Raw genomic sequence first — 16,792 nt, 5'->3', positions numbered from 1 at the left:
TTGAACTGGGGTTCACCACTTCTGGTGAAGCTCTGGCCTTCAGTTGCAATCGGCAACCCTGGGTTGCCAAGCTGTTGCTGACTGTCAACCACTGGGAGTGCACGTGGCCTTTGGTGACCAGCCCGCATACCTCCGCGTCGCCGACGATCTCCGCAAGAAGATCGCCGCGGGCGAGCTGCCACCCCATGCGCGCCTCCCCTCCCAGGCCCGGATCCGCGAGGAGTACGGAGTCTCCGACACCGTCGCCCTCGAGGCCCGCAAGGTGCTGATGGCCGAGGGGCTGGTGGAGGGCCGTTCCGGCTCGGGCACGTATGTACGCGCCCAGCCCGTTGCCCGGCTGCTCGCCCGCACCGGCTATCACGGCGCGGGCGATTCCTCCCCGTTCCGGCAGGAGCAGGCCGACGAGCGGGTCGCGGGCACCTGGGACGCGTTGAGCGAGCGGGAGGAGGCCGGGCGGGAGATCGCCGAGCGGCTGGAGATCGAGCCCGGCGACCGTGTGATGCGCACCCGCTATCTCTTCCGGTCCGGAGGAGAGGCGCTGATGCTCTCCACCTCCTGGGAGCCGCTCGCCATCACCGGCCGCACCCCGGTGATGCTGCCCGAGGAAGGCCCGCTGGCCGGGCGCGGGGTGGTCGCGCGGATGGCCGCGCTCGACCTGGTGGTGGACAACGTGACCGAGGAGGTCGCCGCGCGCCCCGGGCAGGCGGAGGAGGTGCTGGCGCTCGGCGGGGTGCCGGGCCATGTGGTGCTCGTCGTCTCCCGTACGTACCGCGCGGGCGGCCGCCCGGTCGAGACGGCGGATGTGGTGGTGCTGGCCGAGCGCTATCGGGTCGCGTACCACCTGCCGGTGAAGTGACCGCCTGCCGGTGAAGTGACCGCGGATGCCGTCGAGTTGAGGCGGTGCGACCGGATCGAGCGCTTTCCGGGCCCAACTAGGAGAATCCCAGGGGGATTTGAGCTCGATTTGAGCTCCTCTGAAATTGAGGTAGATTTGAGCCGCACAACTGCTGCGCACCGTGGCTCAAAGCCCGGCACACCGGACTCAACTCGCGTCACTCAACCATCGCGGTTCATTTGAGATAACCGGGTACGAACATTCCTCAAGAGCCCTCGCTTCCTTTGTGGGTTACGCAGGATTACCGGAGCGCTACAGGTTTTCCTGGGGTGATTCGTAGAGATTTCGCGAAGGTGCCGCCCGGCGGTGCTCGCTTCTGCTTCCCGTGGTTTTACCAGTCGTTGACCAGCGGTGATGTGTTGCGCACATCACATGGGCGGCCCAGAGCTCAAGATCAGCTCAAACCCGTGAAACTGCCCTTCAATTCGCTTGTACGATGACGCGCGTTTGCATGCAGGTACAGGTATGGGGGTCGAAAGGAGCGTCAGGGCGTTGAGCACTGAACAAGGAGCCCACACGCATTACAAACGGTCGCTGGGCACGGTGGCCCTGACTGCCGTGGGTCTCGGATCCATTATTGGCTCCGGGTGGCTGTTCGGCGCCGAGCGGGCCGCGGTGCTCGCCGGTCCCGCCGCTATCCTGGCCTGGGTGATCGGTGCCGCGGTGGCGCTGACCATCGCCCTGACCTATTCCGAGCTCGGCTCGATGTTCCCCAAGGCCGGCGGCATGGTCCGCTACGGTCAGTACTCGCACGGTTCGCTCGCCGGATATCTGGCGGCCTGGGCCAACTGGATCGCGATCGTCTCCGTGATCCCCGGTGAGGCCACCGCCTCGGTCCAGTACATGAGCTCCTGGGACTTCGGCTGGGCCAAGGCGCTGTACGACGGCAAGGAGCTGACCGGCAGCGGTGTCGCCCTCGCCTCCGTGCTGCTGGTGTTCTACTTCTTCCTGAACTGGTTCGCGATCACGCTCTTCGCGAAGACCAACACCGCGATCACCGTCTTCAAGCTGGTCGTCCCGGCCCTGACCGCGGGCGCCCTGCTGCTGGCGCACTTCGACACCGGCAATGTCACCGACCACGGCGGCTTCGCGCCCAACGGCTGGAGCTCGGTGTTCACCGCGGTGGCCGTCTCCGGCATCGTCTGGGCCTACAACGGCTTCCAGTCCCCGCTGAACATGGCGGGTGAGGCGCGCAACCCCGGCAAGTCGCTCCCCAAGGCCGTCATCAGCTCGATCCTGATCGCCCTGGTGATCTACGTCGCGCTCCAGATCGCCTTCCTGACCGCGGTTCCGGCGGCCGACCTGGCGGACGGCGGCTGGTCCGGCCTGTCCTACAACTCCCCGCTCGCCGACCTCTCCGTCGCCTGGGGTCTGAACTGGCTGGCGCTGCTGCTCTACGCCGACGCCTTCGTCTCCCCGTCCGGCACCGGCATGATCTACGCGGCCACCACCTCCCGCATGATCCAGGGTGTCCAGGAGAACGGCCATCTGCCGGGGATCTTCGGCAAGGTCGACCCCAAGACCGGTATCCCGCGTCCGGCGCTGCTGCTCAACCTGGGGATCGCCTTCCTCTTCCTCGCCGTCTTCCGCGGCTGGGGCTCGCTGGCCGAGATCGTCTCGGTGGCCACCGTGATCTCCTACATCACCGGCCCGGTCGCCGTGATGTCGCTGCGCCGCCTCTCCCCGGACCTGCCGCGTCCGGTCAAGCTGCGCGCGATGCCGGTCATCGCCCCGATCGCGATGGTCTTCGGCTCGCTGGTGCTCTACTGGGCCCGCTGGCCGCTCACCGGCAAGGTGATCTTCATCATGGCGATCGGGCTGCCGGTCTGGGCCTGGTACGAGCTGCGCAAGCCGTGGGCCGAGCTGCGCCCGCACCTTGTCGCCGGTGCCTGGATGGTGGGGTACCTGCTGGTCATGGCGGCTGTCTCCTGGGCCGGCGGTAAGGAGTTCGGCGGCCGCGGCTATCTGCCCGAGGGCTGGGACATCCTGGTCGTCGCCGCGATCGGCCTCGGCTTCTACTACCTGGGCGTACGCAGCGCCTGGCGCAACCCGACGCTGCTGGAGGCGGAGCAGGAGATGGCCGCCGCCGCTGCCGAGGAGGCCGGCGAGGACGAGGACGAGGACCGGGAGAAGACGCCGGTCGGCGTCTGAGCGCAACCGGCCGCATGGCCGGATGCGTGCCTCCACGTGAGAACACGTATCCGCTGCGTGAAGGTTGGGCGTAGGCTCGGGCATATGCGGACCGGGAATTCCTTGATGGTCCCGCGGCGGCAGACGCCGTCGCGGGACCGGATGACGGAGGGGGCGGGGAGATGAGTGACGGCAACGCGGTACTGCCATGGCTCGTGGTCCGCCAGGACGGCAACGGCAACCGCTATCGCGTCGGCCGGTACGCCACGCGGACGGAGGCCCAGGAGGTGGCCGACCGGCTCGACGCCCAGGGCCCGGAACACCTCTACGTCGTGGAGCGCACCGCGGCCTCCCGGCAGACCCAGTAGCGCGCTCGGCCCCGGCACCCCCTCTCCCAGGGTCCGTCTCTGTGAAGACGGGGCCTATGACGGGCCCTATAGGGTTCCCCGCATGAGTGTGCGCGTTGTGGTGGGCGGAGCGGTGTTCGACCGGGGACGGCTGCTGGCCGCCCGGCGCAGCGCCCCGCCGGAGCTCGCGGGCCGCTGGGAGCTCCCGGGCGGCAAGGCCGAGCCCGGGGAGACCGCGCCGCAGGCCCTGGTCCGCGAGCTGCGGGAGGAGCTCGGCGTCGAGGTCGAGCCGCTGGAGCCGCTGGCCGGCGAATGGCCGCTGAAACCGGGTTATGTGCTGCGGGTGTGGACCGCGCGGCTGCGCTCCGGCGAACCCCGGCCGCTCCAGGACCACGACGAGCTTCGCTGGCTCACCCCCGACCGGGTGGACGAGGTCGACTGGCTGGACCAGGACCGCCCCGCGGTGGCGCAGGCCGTCCGCCTGCTGCACGCCGCCGAACACACCCCTCCGCGCGCCCGCTGAGGCCCGTTCGGACGATATGACGTCCCGGATATCGGGTATGTGCTGATTAACCTCCCTGAATCCATACATTCCGGCAGGGGCTGCACCGGGGCTGGGAAGTGATCGGCGTGAGTGACAGCGCAGGGTCGGCCGGGCCGACGCCCGGCTTCGCCGAGTGGATCTTCCCTGCCGAGCCGGGGACGGTGCGCAGCGCCCGCTGCCGGGTTCAGGCCGTGCTGGAGCAGTGGGGGCTGTCCGGTATGAGCGATGTCACCACGCTCCTGGTGAGCGAACTGGTCACCAATTCACTGCGGTACGCCAGCGGTCCGATCGGGCTGCGGGTGTACGCCCGCCGCGAAAACTCACAGCCCGGATCCGTACTGGTGGTCGAGGTGTCGGATCCGCTGGCCGATCCGCCGCGGGCGCGGACCGCCTCGGCCGAGGACGAAGGCGGCCGTGGCCTGGAGTTGGTGGCCCGGACAGCGCGGCGTTGGGGGACCCGGCGCAGGCATGCGGGAAAAACTGTGTGGTTCGAGTTGGCTCTGCCCGGTTAGGAGTGCAGGGGGAGCGCTGATCTTGAGCGCTTAACCAAAAGCCGGGACGGAACCTGATCGCAGGCTGAGATAGTGCTGTGATCGTGAAGACCGTGCTCCGGATGGCCGAGGTGCTGGATACTCGGCTATCTGTAGCCGGTCGGAGCACCTGAGCCGGAGGGGACGGGCGCATGAGCGAGAAGCCAGCGGGGGCAGAGATGCCCGAGGAGTCGGTTGGTTCGCAGGTGTCGCCGGTGTCGGAAGTGTCGCCGGAGACGCAGGTGTCGCAAGTGTCGCCGGTGTCACCGGTATCGCAGATGTCGTCGATGTCGGCCATGTGGCAGAGCAGTCCTCCCGGATCGATCTACGACTACATCCGTGTCGCCTCGTTCGCGCTGGGCTCCGACGGACGGATCACCCAGTGGAGCGAGCGGGCCCAGGAGCTACTGGGGCTGACGGCCCGGCAGGCGATCGGCAGGGATCCGGTCGACGCCTTCGTACCCTCCGAACTGCGCGACACCGGACACCGCAAGGTCGCCGACATCCTGGACGGCCGGGAGTGGACCGGACTGGTTCCCTACCGCAACCCCGAGGCGCCGCACGGCCATGGGGTGGCCGAGGTCTATGTGATGCCCGCTCAGGACGAGGACGGTGGGCGGTCGGCGCTGTGCGTCGCCGTCGATGTGAGCGCGCTCCGTGGTCTCGAAACCGACCTTGCCGCGTCGCAGGCCGTTTTCGGTCAATCTCCGCTCGGTTTCTTTCTCTTCGGCACCGATCTCCGCATGCTCCGGGTCAACGAGCGCTTCGCGAAGGTTTTCGGCCGTCCGGCCGAGGCATACCGCGGCGCCACCGCGCACGATCTGCTGCCGCGCGGCGAGGCCGAACGGCTCGGCGCCGCCCTGCGCCAGGTCCTGGACACCGGCAAGTCGCTGACCGATATGCCGATCGTGGGCACCGTGCCCGGCAGCCCCGACCGCCGCCGCTGGTCGGTGTCGCTGTACCGGCTGCACAGCAGCTCCGGCCGCCCCATCGGGGTCGCCGGGCTCGCCACCGACGTCACCCGCCGCCGCCGCGCCGAACAGGAGGCCGCGGGCGTACGGCGCAATCTGGCGCTGCTCAACGAGGCGGGCGCCCGAATAGGCACCTCGCTGGATCTGGAGACCACCGCCCGCGAGCTGCTCGACGTGGCCGTCCCCCAGTTCTGCGACCTGGCCTCCGTCGACCTCTACCAGGCGCTGCTGTCCGGCGACGAGACGCCGCCGGGCCTGGCCGACGGCAGCGCCGAACTGCGCCGTGTGGCGTTCGCCTCCGCGGTCTCCGACGGCCCGGTCGCCTTCGGCGACATCTGCCGCGCCGTCGCCGACGACGGACCGCCCAAGCCCATCCAGGTCGGCGAGGTGCACCGCTATCCCTTCCACTCCCTGTGCGCCGGGGTGCTGCGCACCGCCCAGGTCAAGGTGGTCCCCGGCCGGGACAGCGGTGAGGGCCCCGAGCTCGGTGCCATGCTCCAGTCCACGCTGGTGGTGCCGATGGTGGCCCGCGACACCGTGGTGGGCCTGGCCCAGTTCTCCCGCACCAAGGGCAGTGAGCCCTTCGGCGAGCGGGACCGCGCCCTCGCCGTCGAACTGGCCGCCCGCGCGGCGGTCAGCATCGACAACGCCCGTCTCTACCGCAGAGAGCACGAACGGGCGCTGATACTCCAGCGCAGCCTGCTGCCGCCCGGCGACCCCGAGGCCGCCGGACTCGACATCGCCTGCCGCTATCTGCCGGGGAACGCGGCGACCGAGGTGGGCGGCGACTGGTTCGACGTCATCGAGCTGCCCGGACACCGCACCGCGCTGGTGGTCGGCGATGTGATGGGACGGGGGCTGCGCGCCGCGGTCGCGATGGGCGAACTGCGCACCGCCGTACGCACCCTGGCCCTGCTGGATCTGGAGCCCGCCGAAGTGCTCTCCGCGCTCGACGAGATCGCCCAGGGGCTCGGCGCACCCAGCGGTTCGCACACCTCCAGCCGTTCCGGCGCGCGGACCCGCCCCGGCGCCCAGGACTCTTCCGACCTGTCCGAGGTCTACCTCGCCACCTGCGTGTACGCCGTCTACGACCCGGTCACCCGCCGCTGCACCTTCGCCAACGCCGGGCATCTGCCCCCTGTCCTCGTCGAACCCGGTGAGGACGCGCTGCTGATGGAGGTGCCGCCGGGGATGCCGCTCGGGGTGGGCGGTGAGCCGTTCGAGGAGATCGAGGTCGAGCTGCCCGACGGCGCCCTGCTGGCCCTGTACACCGACGGCCTCGTCGAGTCCCGCGACCACCCGCTGGACGAGGGGCTCCAGAACTTCCGGGCGGCTCTGTCCTCGCACGACGGCACCCGTGTCCCGGACAGTTCCCTGGAGGACATCTGCGATCACGTGCTGAGCGGTCTGGACACCCACCACGGCGAGGACGACATCGCGCTGCTGATGGCCCGGGTGCAGGGACTGCCCCCGGGGTCGGTCGGCGACTGGAACCTGCCGAGCGCGCCCCAGTCGGTGGGGCGCGCCCGCGAACTGGCCCGGGAGCAGCTGGAGTCCTGGAACATGGACGATCTGGTGGACACCACCGAGCTGCTGGTCAGCGAGCTGGTCACCAACGCGCTGCGGTACGGCGAGGGGGAGATCCGGCTGCGGCTGCTGCTGGACCGCACCCTGGTCTGCGAGGTCTGGGACGGCGGTCTGGTGCAGCCCCGGCGGCGGCGCGCGAGAGACACCGACGAGGGCGGCCGCGGACTCCAGCTGGTGGGGCTGCTCAGCGCGGCCTGGGGCAGCCGCCGCACTCCGCACGGCAAGACGGTCTGGTTCGAACTGGCCCTCCCCGACGGCCGGTCCAGCGGACCGGACTCGGTCGAGGCACTGCTGAGCCTGTGGTGACGGCGCGGGCCCGCCGGCCGGCGGACCCGCACCGCCACGGCTAGCCTTCCCGTCGGCGGATCTTATTGCCCAGCCAGACCAGCGGGTCGTACTTACGGTCCACCGCCCGCTCCTTGAGCGGGATCAGCGCATTGTCGGTGATCTTGATCTGCTCCGGGCAGACCTCCGTACAGCACTTGGTGATGTTGCAGTAGCCCAGGCCGTGGTCCTCCTGAGCACCGCGCTTGCGGTCGATCCCGGCGTCGGCCGCCGCGTCCAGCGGATGCATGTCCAGTTCGGCGACGCGCATCAGGAAGCGCGGTCCGGCGAACGCCTCCTTGTTCTGCTCGAAGTCACGCACCACATGGCAGGTGTCCTGGCACAGGAAGCACTCGATGCACTTGCGGAACTCCTGCGAGCGCCCCACGTCCTCCTGCCGCATCCGGTACTCACCCGGTTTGAGGTCCGCGGGCGGAACGAAGGACGGCACCTCCCGCGCCTTGGCGTAGTTGAAGGACACATCCGTCACCAGATCCCGGACCACCGGGAACGCGCGCAGCGGGGTGATGGTGATCGTCTCGTCACGGCCGAAAACCGACATCCTGGTCATGCACAACAGCCGGGGGCGGCCGTTGATCTCGGCACTGCACGAACCGCATTTGCCCGCCTTGCAGTTCCAGCGGACGGCCAGGTCCGGTGCCTGGGTCGCCTGGAGCCGGTGGACGATGTCCAAAACGACCTCGCCGTCATTGACCTCCACATGGAAGTCCTTGAGACCGCCGCCGTCCACGTCGCCCCGCCACACCCGGAAGTGGGCCTCGTACGCCGTCACCGTGAACCTCCGAGGACGACCGCCAACGAGACGGCTGGTACGACTTCTGACGTGCTGAGCGAGAACCAAGCCAGCACAGCAACTCCTTTGCTTGCAGTGCCAAACCGGGCTGGTTCCAACCCGGCTGGTGTTGATCGTGTAAGACCTGCCGGTCCGCAGGGCCGCAGGCGACGTGAGCCAGGAATCCCCCTGCCTTCAGCTGGGGGAGGGTTCAATGGGTCAGCTCCTCGTCCGTCAGGTACTTCACCAGCTCGTCCTTCTCGAACAGGTCGATCAGATCGGGGCGGATCGGCGGCATCTCGCGCCGCTCCAGACGGATCTGCCCATGGCCCGCGTCGGGCGCGGCAAGACCGCCGGAGGGGTCGGAGAGCCGGCACACCAGATTGACCCGCCGCCATTCGCGGTCCATCTGCGGACAGTCGTCCCGGGTGTGCCCGCCGCGGCTCTCGGTCCGCTCCAGCGCGGCCCGCGCCACACACTCGCTGGCCAGCAGCATGTTGCGCAGATCGATGGCCAGATGCCAGCCGGGGTTGAACTGCCGGTGGCCCTCCACGCCCGCGCGCCGCGCCCGCGTCCGCAGGCCCGCCAGCCGGTGCAGCGCCTCCTCCATCTCCCCGGCCTTCCGGATGATCCCCACCAGGTCGTTCATCGCCTGCTGGAGCTCCTGGTGCAGGGTGTACGGGTTCTCGGCCGGGCCCGCGGAGCCGGCGGCCTCACCACCCTCGGCGCTGAACGGGCGCAGCGCCTCGGCCGCCGCGAGGTCCAGCTGCACCTCGTCCGGGACGGCCGGTCTGCCCGACCGGGCGCTGTCCTGGGCGTACTTGGCGGCGTAGAGCCCGGCCCGCCGTCCGAAGACCAGCAGATCGGAGAGGGAGTTGCCGCCCAGCCGGTTGGAGCCGTGCATCCCGCCCGCGACCTCGCCCGCGGCGAACAGCCCGGGGACGCCGGTGGCGGCCGCGGTGTCCGGGTCGACATCCACCCCGCCCATCACATAGTGGCAGGTGGGGCCGACCTCCATGGGCTCGGCGGTGATGTCCACGTCCGCCAGCTCCTTGAACTGGTGGTGCATGGAGGGCAGCCGCCGCTTGATCACCTCGGCCGGCATCCGGGTGGAGACGTCCAGGAAGACCCCGCCGTGCGGGGAGCCGCGGCCCGCCTTCACCTCGGCGTTGATGGCGCGGGCCACCTCGTCGCGGGGGAGCAGCTCGGGCGGGCGGCGGTTGTGGTCCGGGTCCTCGTACCAGCGGTCGCCCTCGTCCTCGGTCTGGGCGTACTTCTCCTTGAAGACGTCCGGGATGTAGTCGAACATGAACCGCTTGCCCTCGCTGTTGCGCAGCACCCCGCCGTCCCCGCGCACTGACTCGGTGACCAGGATCCCCTTGACCGAAGGCGGCCAGACCATACCGGTGGGGTGGAACTGCACGAACTCCATGTTGATCAGCGGGGCCCCGGCGAGCAGTGCCAGCGCGTGGCCGTCCCCGGTGTACTCCCAGGAGTTGGAGGTCACCTTGAAGGACTTGCCGATACCGCCGGTGGCCAGCACCACGGCCGGGGCGTCGATCGCGAAGAAGCGGCCGGACTCGCGCTCGTAGCCGAAGACCCCGCAGACGCGGTCGCCGTCCTTGAGGATCCGAGTGACCGTGCACTCCTGGAAGACCTTCAGCCGTGCCTCGTAGTCCCCGGTCTCGGCCTTGTCCTCCTGCTGGAGGGAGACGATCTTCTGCTGGAGGGTGCGGATCAGCTCCAGTCCGGTGCGGTCGCCGACATGGGCGAGCCGGGGGTACTCATGGCCGCCGAAGTTGCGCTGGGAGATCCTGCCGTCGGGGGTGCGGTCGAAGAGCGCGCCCCAGGTCTCCAGTTCCCAGACCCGGTCCGGGGCCTCCTGGGCGTGCAGCTCGGCCATCCGCCAGTGGTTGAGGAACTTGCCGCCGCGCATGGTGTCCCGGAAGTGCACCTGCCAGTTGTCGCCCTCGTTGACATTGCCCATGCTGGCGGCGATGCCGCCCTCGGCCATCACCGTATGGGCCTTGCCGAAGAGCGACTTGCAGATGACGGCGCAGCGCATGCCCTGTTCCCGGGCCTCGATCGCGGCCCGCAGCCCGGCGCCCCCGGCGCCGACCACGACCACGTCCCACGCCTGCCGCTCGACTTGCGTCATCGGTTGAGCACCTCTCCTAGAAAAAGCGCGGATCGTCGAAGGCGCCGGTCGCGAGCAGATAGACGTAGAAGTCCGCGACGGCGACGCTGATCAGGGACGCCCAGGCCAGCAGCGCGTGGCGGGCGTTGAGGGCGCTGACCCAGCCCCAGAGCCGGTAGCGCACCGGATGCCGGGAGAAGTGCTTGAGCCGGCCGCCGACGATATGGCGGCAGGAGTGGCAGGAGAGGGTGTACGCCCAGATCAGCGCGATGTTGACGAGCAGGATCAGCGTCCCGAGGCCCATATGGCCCCAGCCGCCGTGCTCGTCCCGGAAGCCGAGCACCGCGTCATAGGTGAGGATCCCGGCGACGATCAGCGCGAAGTAGAAGAAGTAGCGGTGGACGTTCTGGAGGATCAGCGGGAGGCGGGTCTCACCGGTGTAGCGGGAGCGCGGCTCGGCGACGGCGCAGGCGGGTGGTGAGGCCCAGAAGCCCCGGTAGTACGCCTTGCGGTAGTAGTAGCAGGTGAGCCGGAAGCCGAGCGGGAAGATCAGGATCAGCAGGGCGGGGGAGAGCCCCCACCACGCGCCGAAGATCTCCCAGTTGGCGCCGCCCTTCATGGGTACGCAGTTCTGCGCGATACAGGGCGAGTAGAACGGCGAGACATACGGCTCGGCGTAGTAGTCGTCACCGGCGAAGGCCCGCCAGGTGGAATAGACGATGAACGCGAGCAGCCCGGCGGCGGTCACCGCGGGCGCCAGCCACCAGCGGTCGGTGCGCAGATGGCGGGTGGGGATGGCAGCCCTCGACGGGCTGTGCACGCCGCCGGGGGGCGCTTCCCGGCCGGCGGACGTGCGGGGTTGGGGGTCGGTGCCTGTGGACAAAGTGGAACTCCGCGGTGGAGTGGTGTGGGGGACGGTTGGGACGAGCACCCGTGCCGGTGCACCGGCGGCCCGTTCACAGGGGTGGCCGGTGTGCTGTCTCTGTCGTCAGGGCGCGTGGCGATCGCGCGCGCCGAGGCCCTCGTCGTCGACGTCGGACCACAGCGCACTGTCGTACGGAGCGTCGGGGACCGGGACCATTTCGGGGCGTGGTCGCTCCTGGGGAGCCGTGTCGCGCAGCAGGGCGAGGCTCTCGCGGAGGTGGTCCGCGTCGGTGCGGACCCGTCGTATCTCCAGCCCGCCCGGACCCATCTGCTGTTCCAGCCGGGTGACCGAGCGGACCAGGTCATCGAGGCAGCGCTGGACGGCCGTCAGGTCGTCGTTCAAGGACATGACTTGCCCTCACTTCCGCGGTTGCGGTTGGCGACGGTCATGCGACAGCGAGTGTTGCGCGCCGCGGTCGCGATTGGGAAGGGATCTGCCGCGATTCGCCGTGCCGCCGGTGCGATTCCGCCTTTCGGGTGATCCTTTCCCCTCATGGCCGTCTCCGTGGCCGTCCTGGCGTGCTGTCCGGTGAACCGTCGCTTTGAGTGAGCAGTATATGCGATAAGCGTCACAACATGCCAAAGACGCACATTTCTGGCACACCCCGGAGGTTCGTCGCCATGTCCATCGCCAAGCGCCGCTGTGCCTTGCTGCTCGCCGCGGGTGTGATGCTGCCGCTGCCCGTACTGACCGGATGCAGCTCCGATGACGAGGGCGCCCCGCCGCCCGCCTCCCGGGACATCGCCACGGCGCCCCGCGCCCGGACGGCCGGGACCGGCACCCTGCGCTGGGCCCTGGACGCGACCCCCAAGACTTTCAACGCCTTCCAGTCGGCCGCTGACACCGGCACCCAGCGGGTCGCGGGCGCGGTGCTGCCCGCGTTGTACACGCTGGACGCCCGGGGCAAGCCCCAGCGCAACCCGGACTTCCTGGAGTCCGCCGACGTCACCTCGACCGATCCCAAGCAGGTCGTGGTCTACAAGCTCAACCCCAAGGCGGTCTGGAGCGACGGCCGTCCGCTGAGCGCGGAGGACTTCGCCGCTCAGTGGAAGGCGCTGCGCGGTACGGAGAACGCGTACTGGACGGCGCGGAACGCCGGGTACGACCGCATCGCCAAGATCGAGCCGGGTGAGAAGGACCACGAGGTCAAGGTCACGTTCGCCAAGCGCTACACCGACTGGCGCTCGCTGTTCACCCCGCTCTACCCGAAGAGCGTGATGGACAACCCGGCGGTCTTCAACGCCGCGGCGAACAAGGGGCTCGCGGTCGGCGCCGGCCCCTTCATGGTGCGCGACGTCACCGACGGCTCCGTCACCCTGGTCCGCAACCCCCGCTGGTGGGGCGACCGGTCGCGGCTGAGCCGGATGGTCTTCCGGACGGTGCCCGCCGACCAGCGCGCCGATGCCCTGATCTCCGGCGAGGTCGATCTCGCCGAAGTCGACCGGGCCACCGCCCGGCGGATCCAGGCCACCGCCCCGTCCCGCAAGAAGCAGGCCGCCGGGGCCAAGGCCCACACCACCGGGGCCAACGCACCGGACCTGGGCCGGGACGGGCAGCGGGCCGCGGACGCGCTGCACACCTGGGCGGCCGAGAACGCCTCGGACAAGAAGCGGGCCGAGACCGTGGCCCTGAGCCGGTTCACCCTGCGCAAGGCGCTGGAGCCCGCGTACACCCAGCTCGCCCTGAACGGCACCAAGGGCCCGCTCGCGGATGAGCGGGTGCGCCGCGCGGTGGCCCGCGCGATCGACCGCAAGGCGCTGGCGAAGCTGGTCCTGAAGCCGCTCGGGCTGCCGGACCAACCGCTCGGCAACCATCTGCTGATGGCGGCGCAGAAGGGATACAAGGACCACAGCGGCGCCCTCGGCAACTCCGACACCGAGGCCGCGCAGTCGCTGCTGGCGGACGCGGGCTGGCACGCCGACAGCCGTCAGAAGGGGCTCGACGGCAAGACCGACGACCTCGGCATCCGGCGCGCGGTGCCCACCGACGCGGGTGCGGGCAGCGCGAGCGGCACCGCCTCGGCCGACGCCACCGCCTCGGCCACTACCTCCGGTGACGCGTCCGCCACCGCCTCCGGTGACGCGTCCGCCACCGGCTCGCCCTCCGCCACCGCGAGCGGCGCCTCCCCCGCGGCGGGCGACGCGGGCCGCTCCAGGAACCTCCCCGACTCGGCGGTGGTCCGGAAGAAGGGCCGTCCGCTGGTCCTGCGCTTCGTCCTCCCGGACGACAGCGGCAGCGCCTCACTGCGCGCCGTCGGCGGGCGCATCGCGCGGATGCTGGAGTCGATCGGCGTCCGCACCGAGATCACCAAGGTCGGGGGCGAGGGCTACTTCAAGAACTACATCGCCTCCGGCAAGTACGACCTGGCCCTCTACTCCTGGCCCGCCACCGCCTACCCGGCCACCGACGGCCGTCCGATCTACGCCAAGCCGCAGCCGGCGGCGGACGGCTCGCTGGTGGTCGAGCAGAACTACACCCGGGTGGGCACCGACCAGATCGACCAGCTCTTCGACGAGGCGGTCGCCGAACTCGACGGCGGCGCCTCCCGCTCCCTGGTCGGCCGGGCGGACGCCCGGATCTGGGCGGCGGCCGGTTCGGTCCCGCTCTATCAGCGGCCGCAGCTGGTCGCGATGCGCAAGGGCGTGGTCAACGCCGGAGCCTTCGGCTTCGCCACTCCGCGCTACCAGGACATCGGCTTCCGTAAGTGAGCCCCCGGTCCGCCCGGCCCGGCACCTCCTGCCGGGCCGGGCGGACCGTGCTCGCTACAGATGGCGCTCAACTCCCTTGTGAGGCCCGTTCCCCCTGCGGGACCATGATCGCGATCATGACCCACCGTGGCGACACGGTGACCGCACGGGAATCGGGGAACGGAAGATGAAGCGCGCACTGCGCACGGCGATCGCCATGGCCGTGATCGCCGCGACGGCGGCCGGATGCACCTCCGGTGGTGGGGCCGAGACGGCGTCGGCTTTAGGGAAGAGCTGTGACCGCCCCTCCTACACCTGGCTGAACGTCTCCCAGCGGCCGGTGGTGACCGATCTGAGGAAGCGCCGCTACACCAAGGGACAGCTGGTCAGCACCAGGAAACTGACCGAGTACGCCCGCTACCGCGTCTCCGTCCACGCCGAGGGCCCCGGGGTGCCCGTCGAGGAGGTGCTGCGCTCCCTGGAACGCCGTCTGGGCCCCGCCGGCGGACTGGCCCTGGGCGCCGAAAAACCCGGTGCGGTCACCCACGACGATCCGGGCGCCTACGCCTCGCGCACGGCCGAGAAGTCCGGGACCTATGTCTCCGCCCGCGCGATCGACCTGGTCGACGCCGATTTCCGCTACACCTGCGCGAACAGTTCCTCGGCGAGCCTGGGTCATGCCGTGAGCTGGCAGTCCGCCCAGGAGATCATGGTCACCTGCGGAGCCGCCCCGCGGGCGGGCCGTGACGAGGCCGAGGCCGAGGCGGCCCGGCTGGGCTGCCGGAAGGGCGATCCCGCCGTCGTCTGAGACCCGGATCACGCTGCGGGGACGGGCTGCGGCGCCCGTTCCCGGGGCGTCCCCGTACCATGGGGGAGAGGCCGTGGCGTGATCTGCCCGGCGGACGGGCGTACCGGACCGGACGCGCCGTCATCCACGACTCCGGGAGAAGCGCCGCAAGTATGCCCACGCGTCACGACATTCGTAACGTCGCCATCGTCGCCCACGTCGACCACGGCAAGACGACCCTGGTCGACGCCATGCTCAAGCAGGCCGGCGCGTTCGCCGCCCACCAGCAGGTGGACGACCGGGTGATGGACTCCAACGACCTGGAGCGCGAGAAGGGGATCACCATTCTCGCCAAGAACACCGCCGTGAAGTACCACCCGGCGGACGGCGGCGACCCCGTCACCATCAACATCATCGATACCCCGGGCCACGCCGACTTCGGTGGTGAGGTCGAGCGCGGGCTGTCCATGGTCGACGCGGTGGTGCTGCTGGTGGACGCCTCCGAGGGCCCGCTGCCGCAGACCCGCTTCGTGCTGCGCAAGGCGCTCCAGGCCAAGCTGCCGGTCATCCTGTGCATCAACAAGACGGACCGTCCGGACTCCCGGATCGACGCCGTGGTCAACGAGGCCTACGACCTCTTCCTGGACCTGGACGCCACCGAGGAGCAGATCGAGTTCCCGATCGTCTACGCCTGCGCCCGGGACGGCGTGGCCTCGCTGAACAAGCCGGAGGACGGGACCGTCCCGGCCGACAGCGACAACCTCCAGCCGTTCTTCACCACCCTGCTGGAGACCGTCCCCGCGCCCGAGTACGACGCCGCCGCCCCGCTCCAGGCGCATGTCACCAACCTGGACGCGGACAACTTCCTCGGCCGTATCGCGCTGCTCCGGGTCGAGCAGGGCGAGCTGAAGAAGGGGCAGACGGTCGCCTGGATCAAGCGGGACGGCTCGATCTCCAACGTCCGGATCACCGAGCTGATGATGACCGAGGCGCTCACCCGCAAGCCCGCCGAGGTGGCCGGCCCCGGTGACATCTGCGCCGTCGCGGGCATCCCGGAGATCATGATCGGCGAGACGCTGGCCGATCCGGAGAACCCGATTGCGCTGCCGCTGATCACCGTCGACGAGCCCGCGATCTCGATGACCATCGGCACCAACACCTCGCCGCTGGTCGGCCGGGGCCCCGGCGGCAAGGGCGCCGACAAGTCGGCCGTGAAGGACCGCAAGGTCACCGCCCGGCTGGTCAAGGACCGGCTGGACCGTGAGCTGATCGGCAATGTCTCGCTGCGGGTGCTGCCCACCGACCGCCCGGACGCCTGGGAGGTGCAGGGCCGCGGTGAGCTGGCGCTGGCGATCCTGGTGGAGACCATGCGCCGGGAGGGCTTCGAGCTGACCGTCGGCAAGCCCCAGGTGGTCACCCGGGAGATCGACGGCAAGGTCCATGAGCCGGTCGAGCGCATCACCATCGATGTGCCCGAGGAGCACATGGGTGCGGTGACCCAGCTGATGGGCACCCGCAAGGGCCGGATGGACAACATGTCCAACCACGGCTCCGGCTGGGTGCGGATGGAGTTCGTCGTGCCGTCCCGCGGTCTGATCGGCTTCCGTACCGAGTTCCTGACCCAGACCCGTGGCACCGGCATCGCCCACTCCATCCACGAGGGCCATGAGCCGTGGTTCGGGGAGCTGAAGACCCGGAACAACGGCTCGCTGGTGGCCGACCGTTCGGGCGCGGTGACCGCCTTCGCGATGATCAACCTCCAGGAGCGCGGCGTGCTGTTCGTCTCGCCGGGCACCGAGGTCTACGAGGGCATGATCGTCGGTGAGAACTCCCGCACCGACGACATGGACGTGAACATCACCAAGGAGAAGAAGCTCACCAACATGCGGTCCTCCACCGCGGATGTGACCGAGTCCCTGGTGCCGCCGCGGATGCTCTCGCTGGAGCAGTCCCTGGAGTTCTGCCGCGACGACGAATGCGTCGAGGTGACCCCGGAGACGGTGCGCATCCGCAAGCTGGTGCTGGACCAGAAGGAGCGCGGGCGCGCCGCCTCCCGCGCCAAGCGCTGACGCGTACGCGGGCGCCCGTCACCCAGCGTGAGCGCTGGGGTGCGCGTCCGTGAGCCCGCCGACAGC

13 protein-coding genes are annotated in these 16,792 nt (G+C 70.0%); 9 read left to right on the top strand and 4 right to left on the bottom strand.

Annotated elements, in window-relative coordinates:
• Positions 1–103: 103 nt before the first annotated feature.
• The 6 genes from AC4BEG_RS11695 to AC4BEG_RS11670 all read left to right on the top strand — a co-directional run bounded on the left by AC4BEG_RS11695 (position 104) and on the right by AC4BEG_RS11670 (position 7,310).
• A complete protein-coding gene (locus tag AC4BEG_RS11695; RefSeq protein WP_490705819.1) occupies positions 104–856 on the top strand; it encodes a GntR family transcriptional regulator in 753 nt (250 codons plus the stop codon).
• Between the two features lie 504 nt (positions 857–1,360).
• Positions 1,361–3,046, top strand: coding sequence for an APC family permease (locus AC4BEG_RS11690; protein ID WP_490705818.1), 1,686 nt, complete (start codon positions 1,361–1,363; stop codon positions 3,044–3,046).
• Positions 3,047–3,207: 161 nt separating this feature from the next.
• Positions 3,208–3,393: an SPOR domain-containing protein gene (locus AC4BEG_RS11685; protein WP_490705817.1), complete on the top strand. Its 186-nt coding sequence runs from the start codon at positions 3,208–3,210 to the stop codon at positions 3,391–3,393.
• Positions 3,394–3,475: 82 nt separating this feature from the next.
• Positions 3,476–3,895: a (deoxy)nucleoside triphosphate pyrophosphohydrolase gene (locus tag AC4BEG_RS11680; protein ID WP_490705816.1), complete on the top strand. Its 420-nt coding sequence runs from the start codon at positions 3,476–3,478 to the stop codon at positions 3,893–3,895.
• Positions 3,896–3,993: 98 nt separating this feature from the next.
• Entirely contained in the window at positions 3,994–4,428 is a 435-nt protein-coding gene (locus tag AC4BEG_RS11675; protein WP_490705815.1) for an ATP-binding protein, read from the top strand.
• 170 nt (positions 4,429–4,598) lie between these two features.
• Positions 4,599–7,310 (top strand): SpoIIE family protein phosphatase, encoded by a 2,712-nt coding sequence (locus AC4BEG_RS11670; protein WP_490705814.1) that lies wholly within the window; start codon positions 4,599–4,601, stop codon positions 7,308–7,310.
• 40 nt (positions 7,311–7,350) lie between these two features.
• On the opposite strand, the gene AC4BEG_RS11665 is transcribed toward AC4BEG_RS11670, so the two are convergent.
• From AC4BEG_RS11665 to AC4BEG_RS11650, 4 genes are all read right to left on the bottom strand, one after another.
• Complete coding sequence (locus tag AC4BEG_RS11665; protein WP_490705813.1) at positions 7,351–8,121, bottom strand: succinate dehydrogenase/fumarate reductase iron-sulfur subunit; 771 nt, start codon at positions 8,119–8,121, stop codon at positions 7,351–7,353.
• 211 nt (positions 8,122–8,332) lie between these two features.
• A complete protein-coding gene (locus AC4BEG_RS11660) occupies positions 8,333–10,279 on the bottom strand; it encodes a fumarate reductase/succinate dehydrogenase flavoprotein subunit (RefSeq protein ID WP_490705812.1) in 1,947 nt (648 codons plus the stop codon).
• Between the two features lie 16 nt (positions 10,280–10,295).
• Positions 10,296–11,141 (bottom strand): succinate dehydrogenase subunit SdhC, encoded by an 846-nt coding sequence (gene sdhC, locus AC4BEG_RS11655; RefSeq protein ID WP_490705811.1) that lies wholly within the window; start codon positions 11,139–11,141, stop codon positions 10,296–10,298.
• Between the two features lie 105 nt (positions 11,142–11,246).
• Positions 11,247–11,531 (bottom strand): Rv0250c family protein, encoded by a 285-nt coding sequence (locus AC4BEG_RS11650; protein WP_490705810.1) that lies wholly within the window; start codon positions 11,529–11,531, stop codon positions 11,247–11,249.
• 272 nt (positions 11,532–11,803) lie between these two features.
• On the opposite strand from AC4BEG_RS11650, the gene AC4BEG_RS11645 reads away from it, so the two are divergent.
• The 3 genes from AC4BEG_RS11645 to typA all read left to right on the top strand — a co-directional run bounded on the left by AC4BEG_RS11645 (position 11,804) and on the right by typA (position 16,726).
• Positions 11,804–13,891, top strand: coding sequence for an ABC transporter family substrate-binding protein (locus AC4BEG_RS11645; protein WP_490705809.1), 2,088 nt, complete (start codon positions 11,804–11,806; stop codon positions 13,889–13,891).
• Between the two features lie 166 nt (positions 13,892–14,057).
• Entirely contained in the window at positions 14,058–14,678 is a 621-nt protein-coding gene (locus AC4BEG_RS11640) for a hypothetical protein (protein ID WP_490705808.1), read from the top strand.
• Between the two features lie 152 nt (positions 14,679–14,830).
• Positions 14,831–16,726 carry a translational GTPase TypA gene (gene typA, locus AC4BEG_RS11635; RefSeq protein ID WP_490705807.1) on the top strand — a complete coding sequence of 632 codons (1,896 nt, stop codon included), beginning with the start codon at positions 14,831–14,833 and terminating at the stop codon, positions 16,724–16,726.
• Positions 16,727–16,792 lie beyond the last annotated feature (66 nt).

The organism is Streptomyces sp. JLBJ103, assembly GCF_058215575.1.
This window is presented reverse-complemented; position numbering and strand designations above follow the sequence as displayed.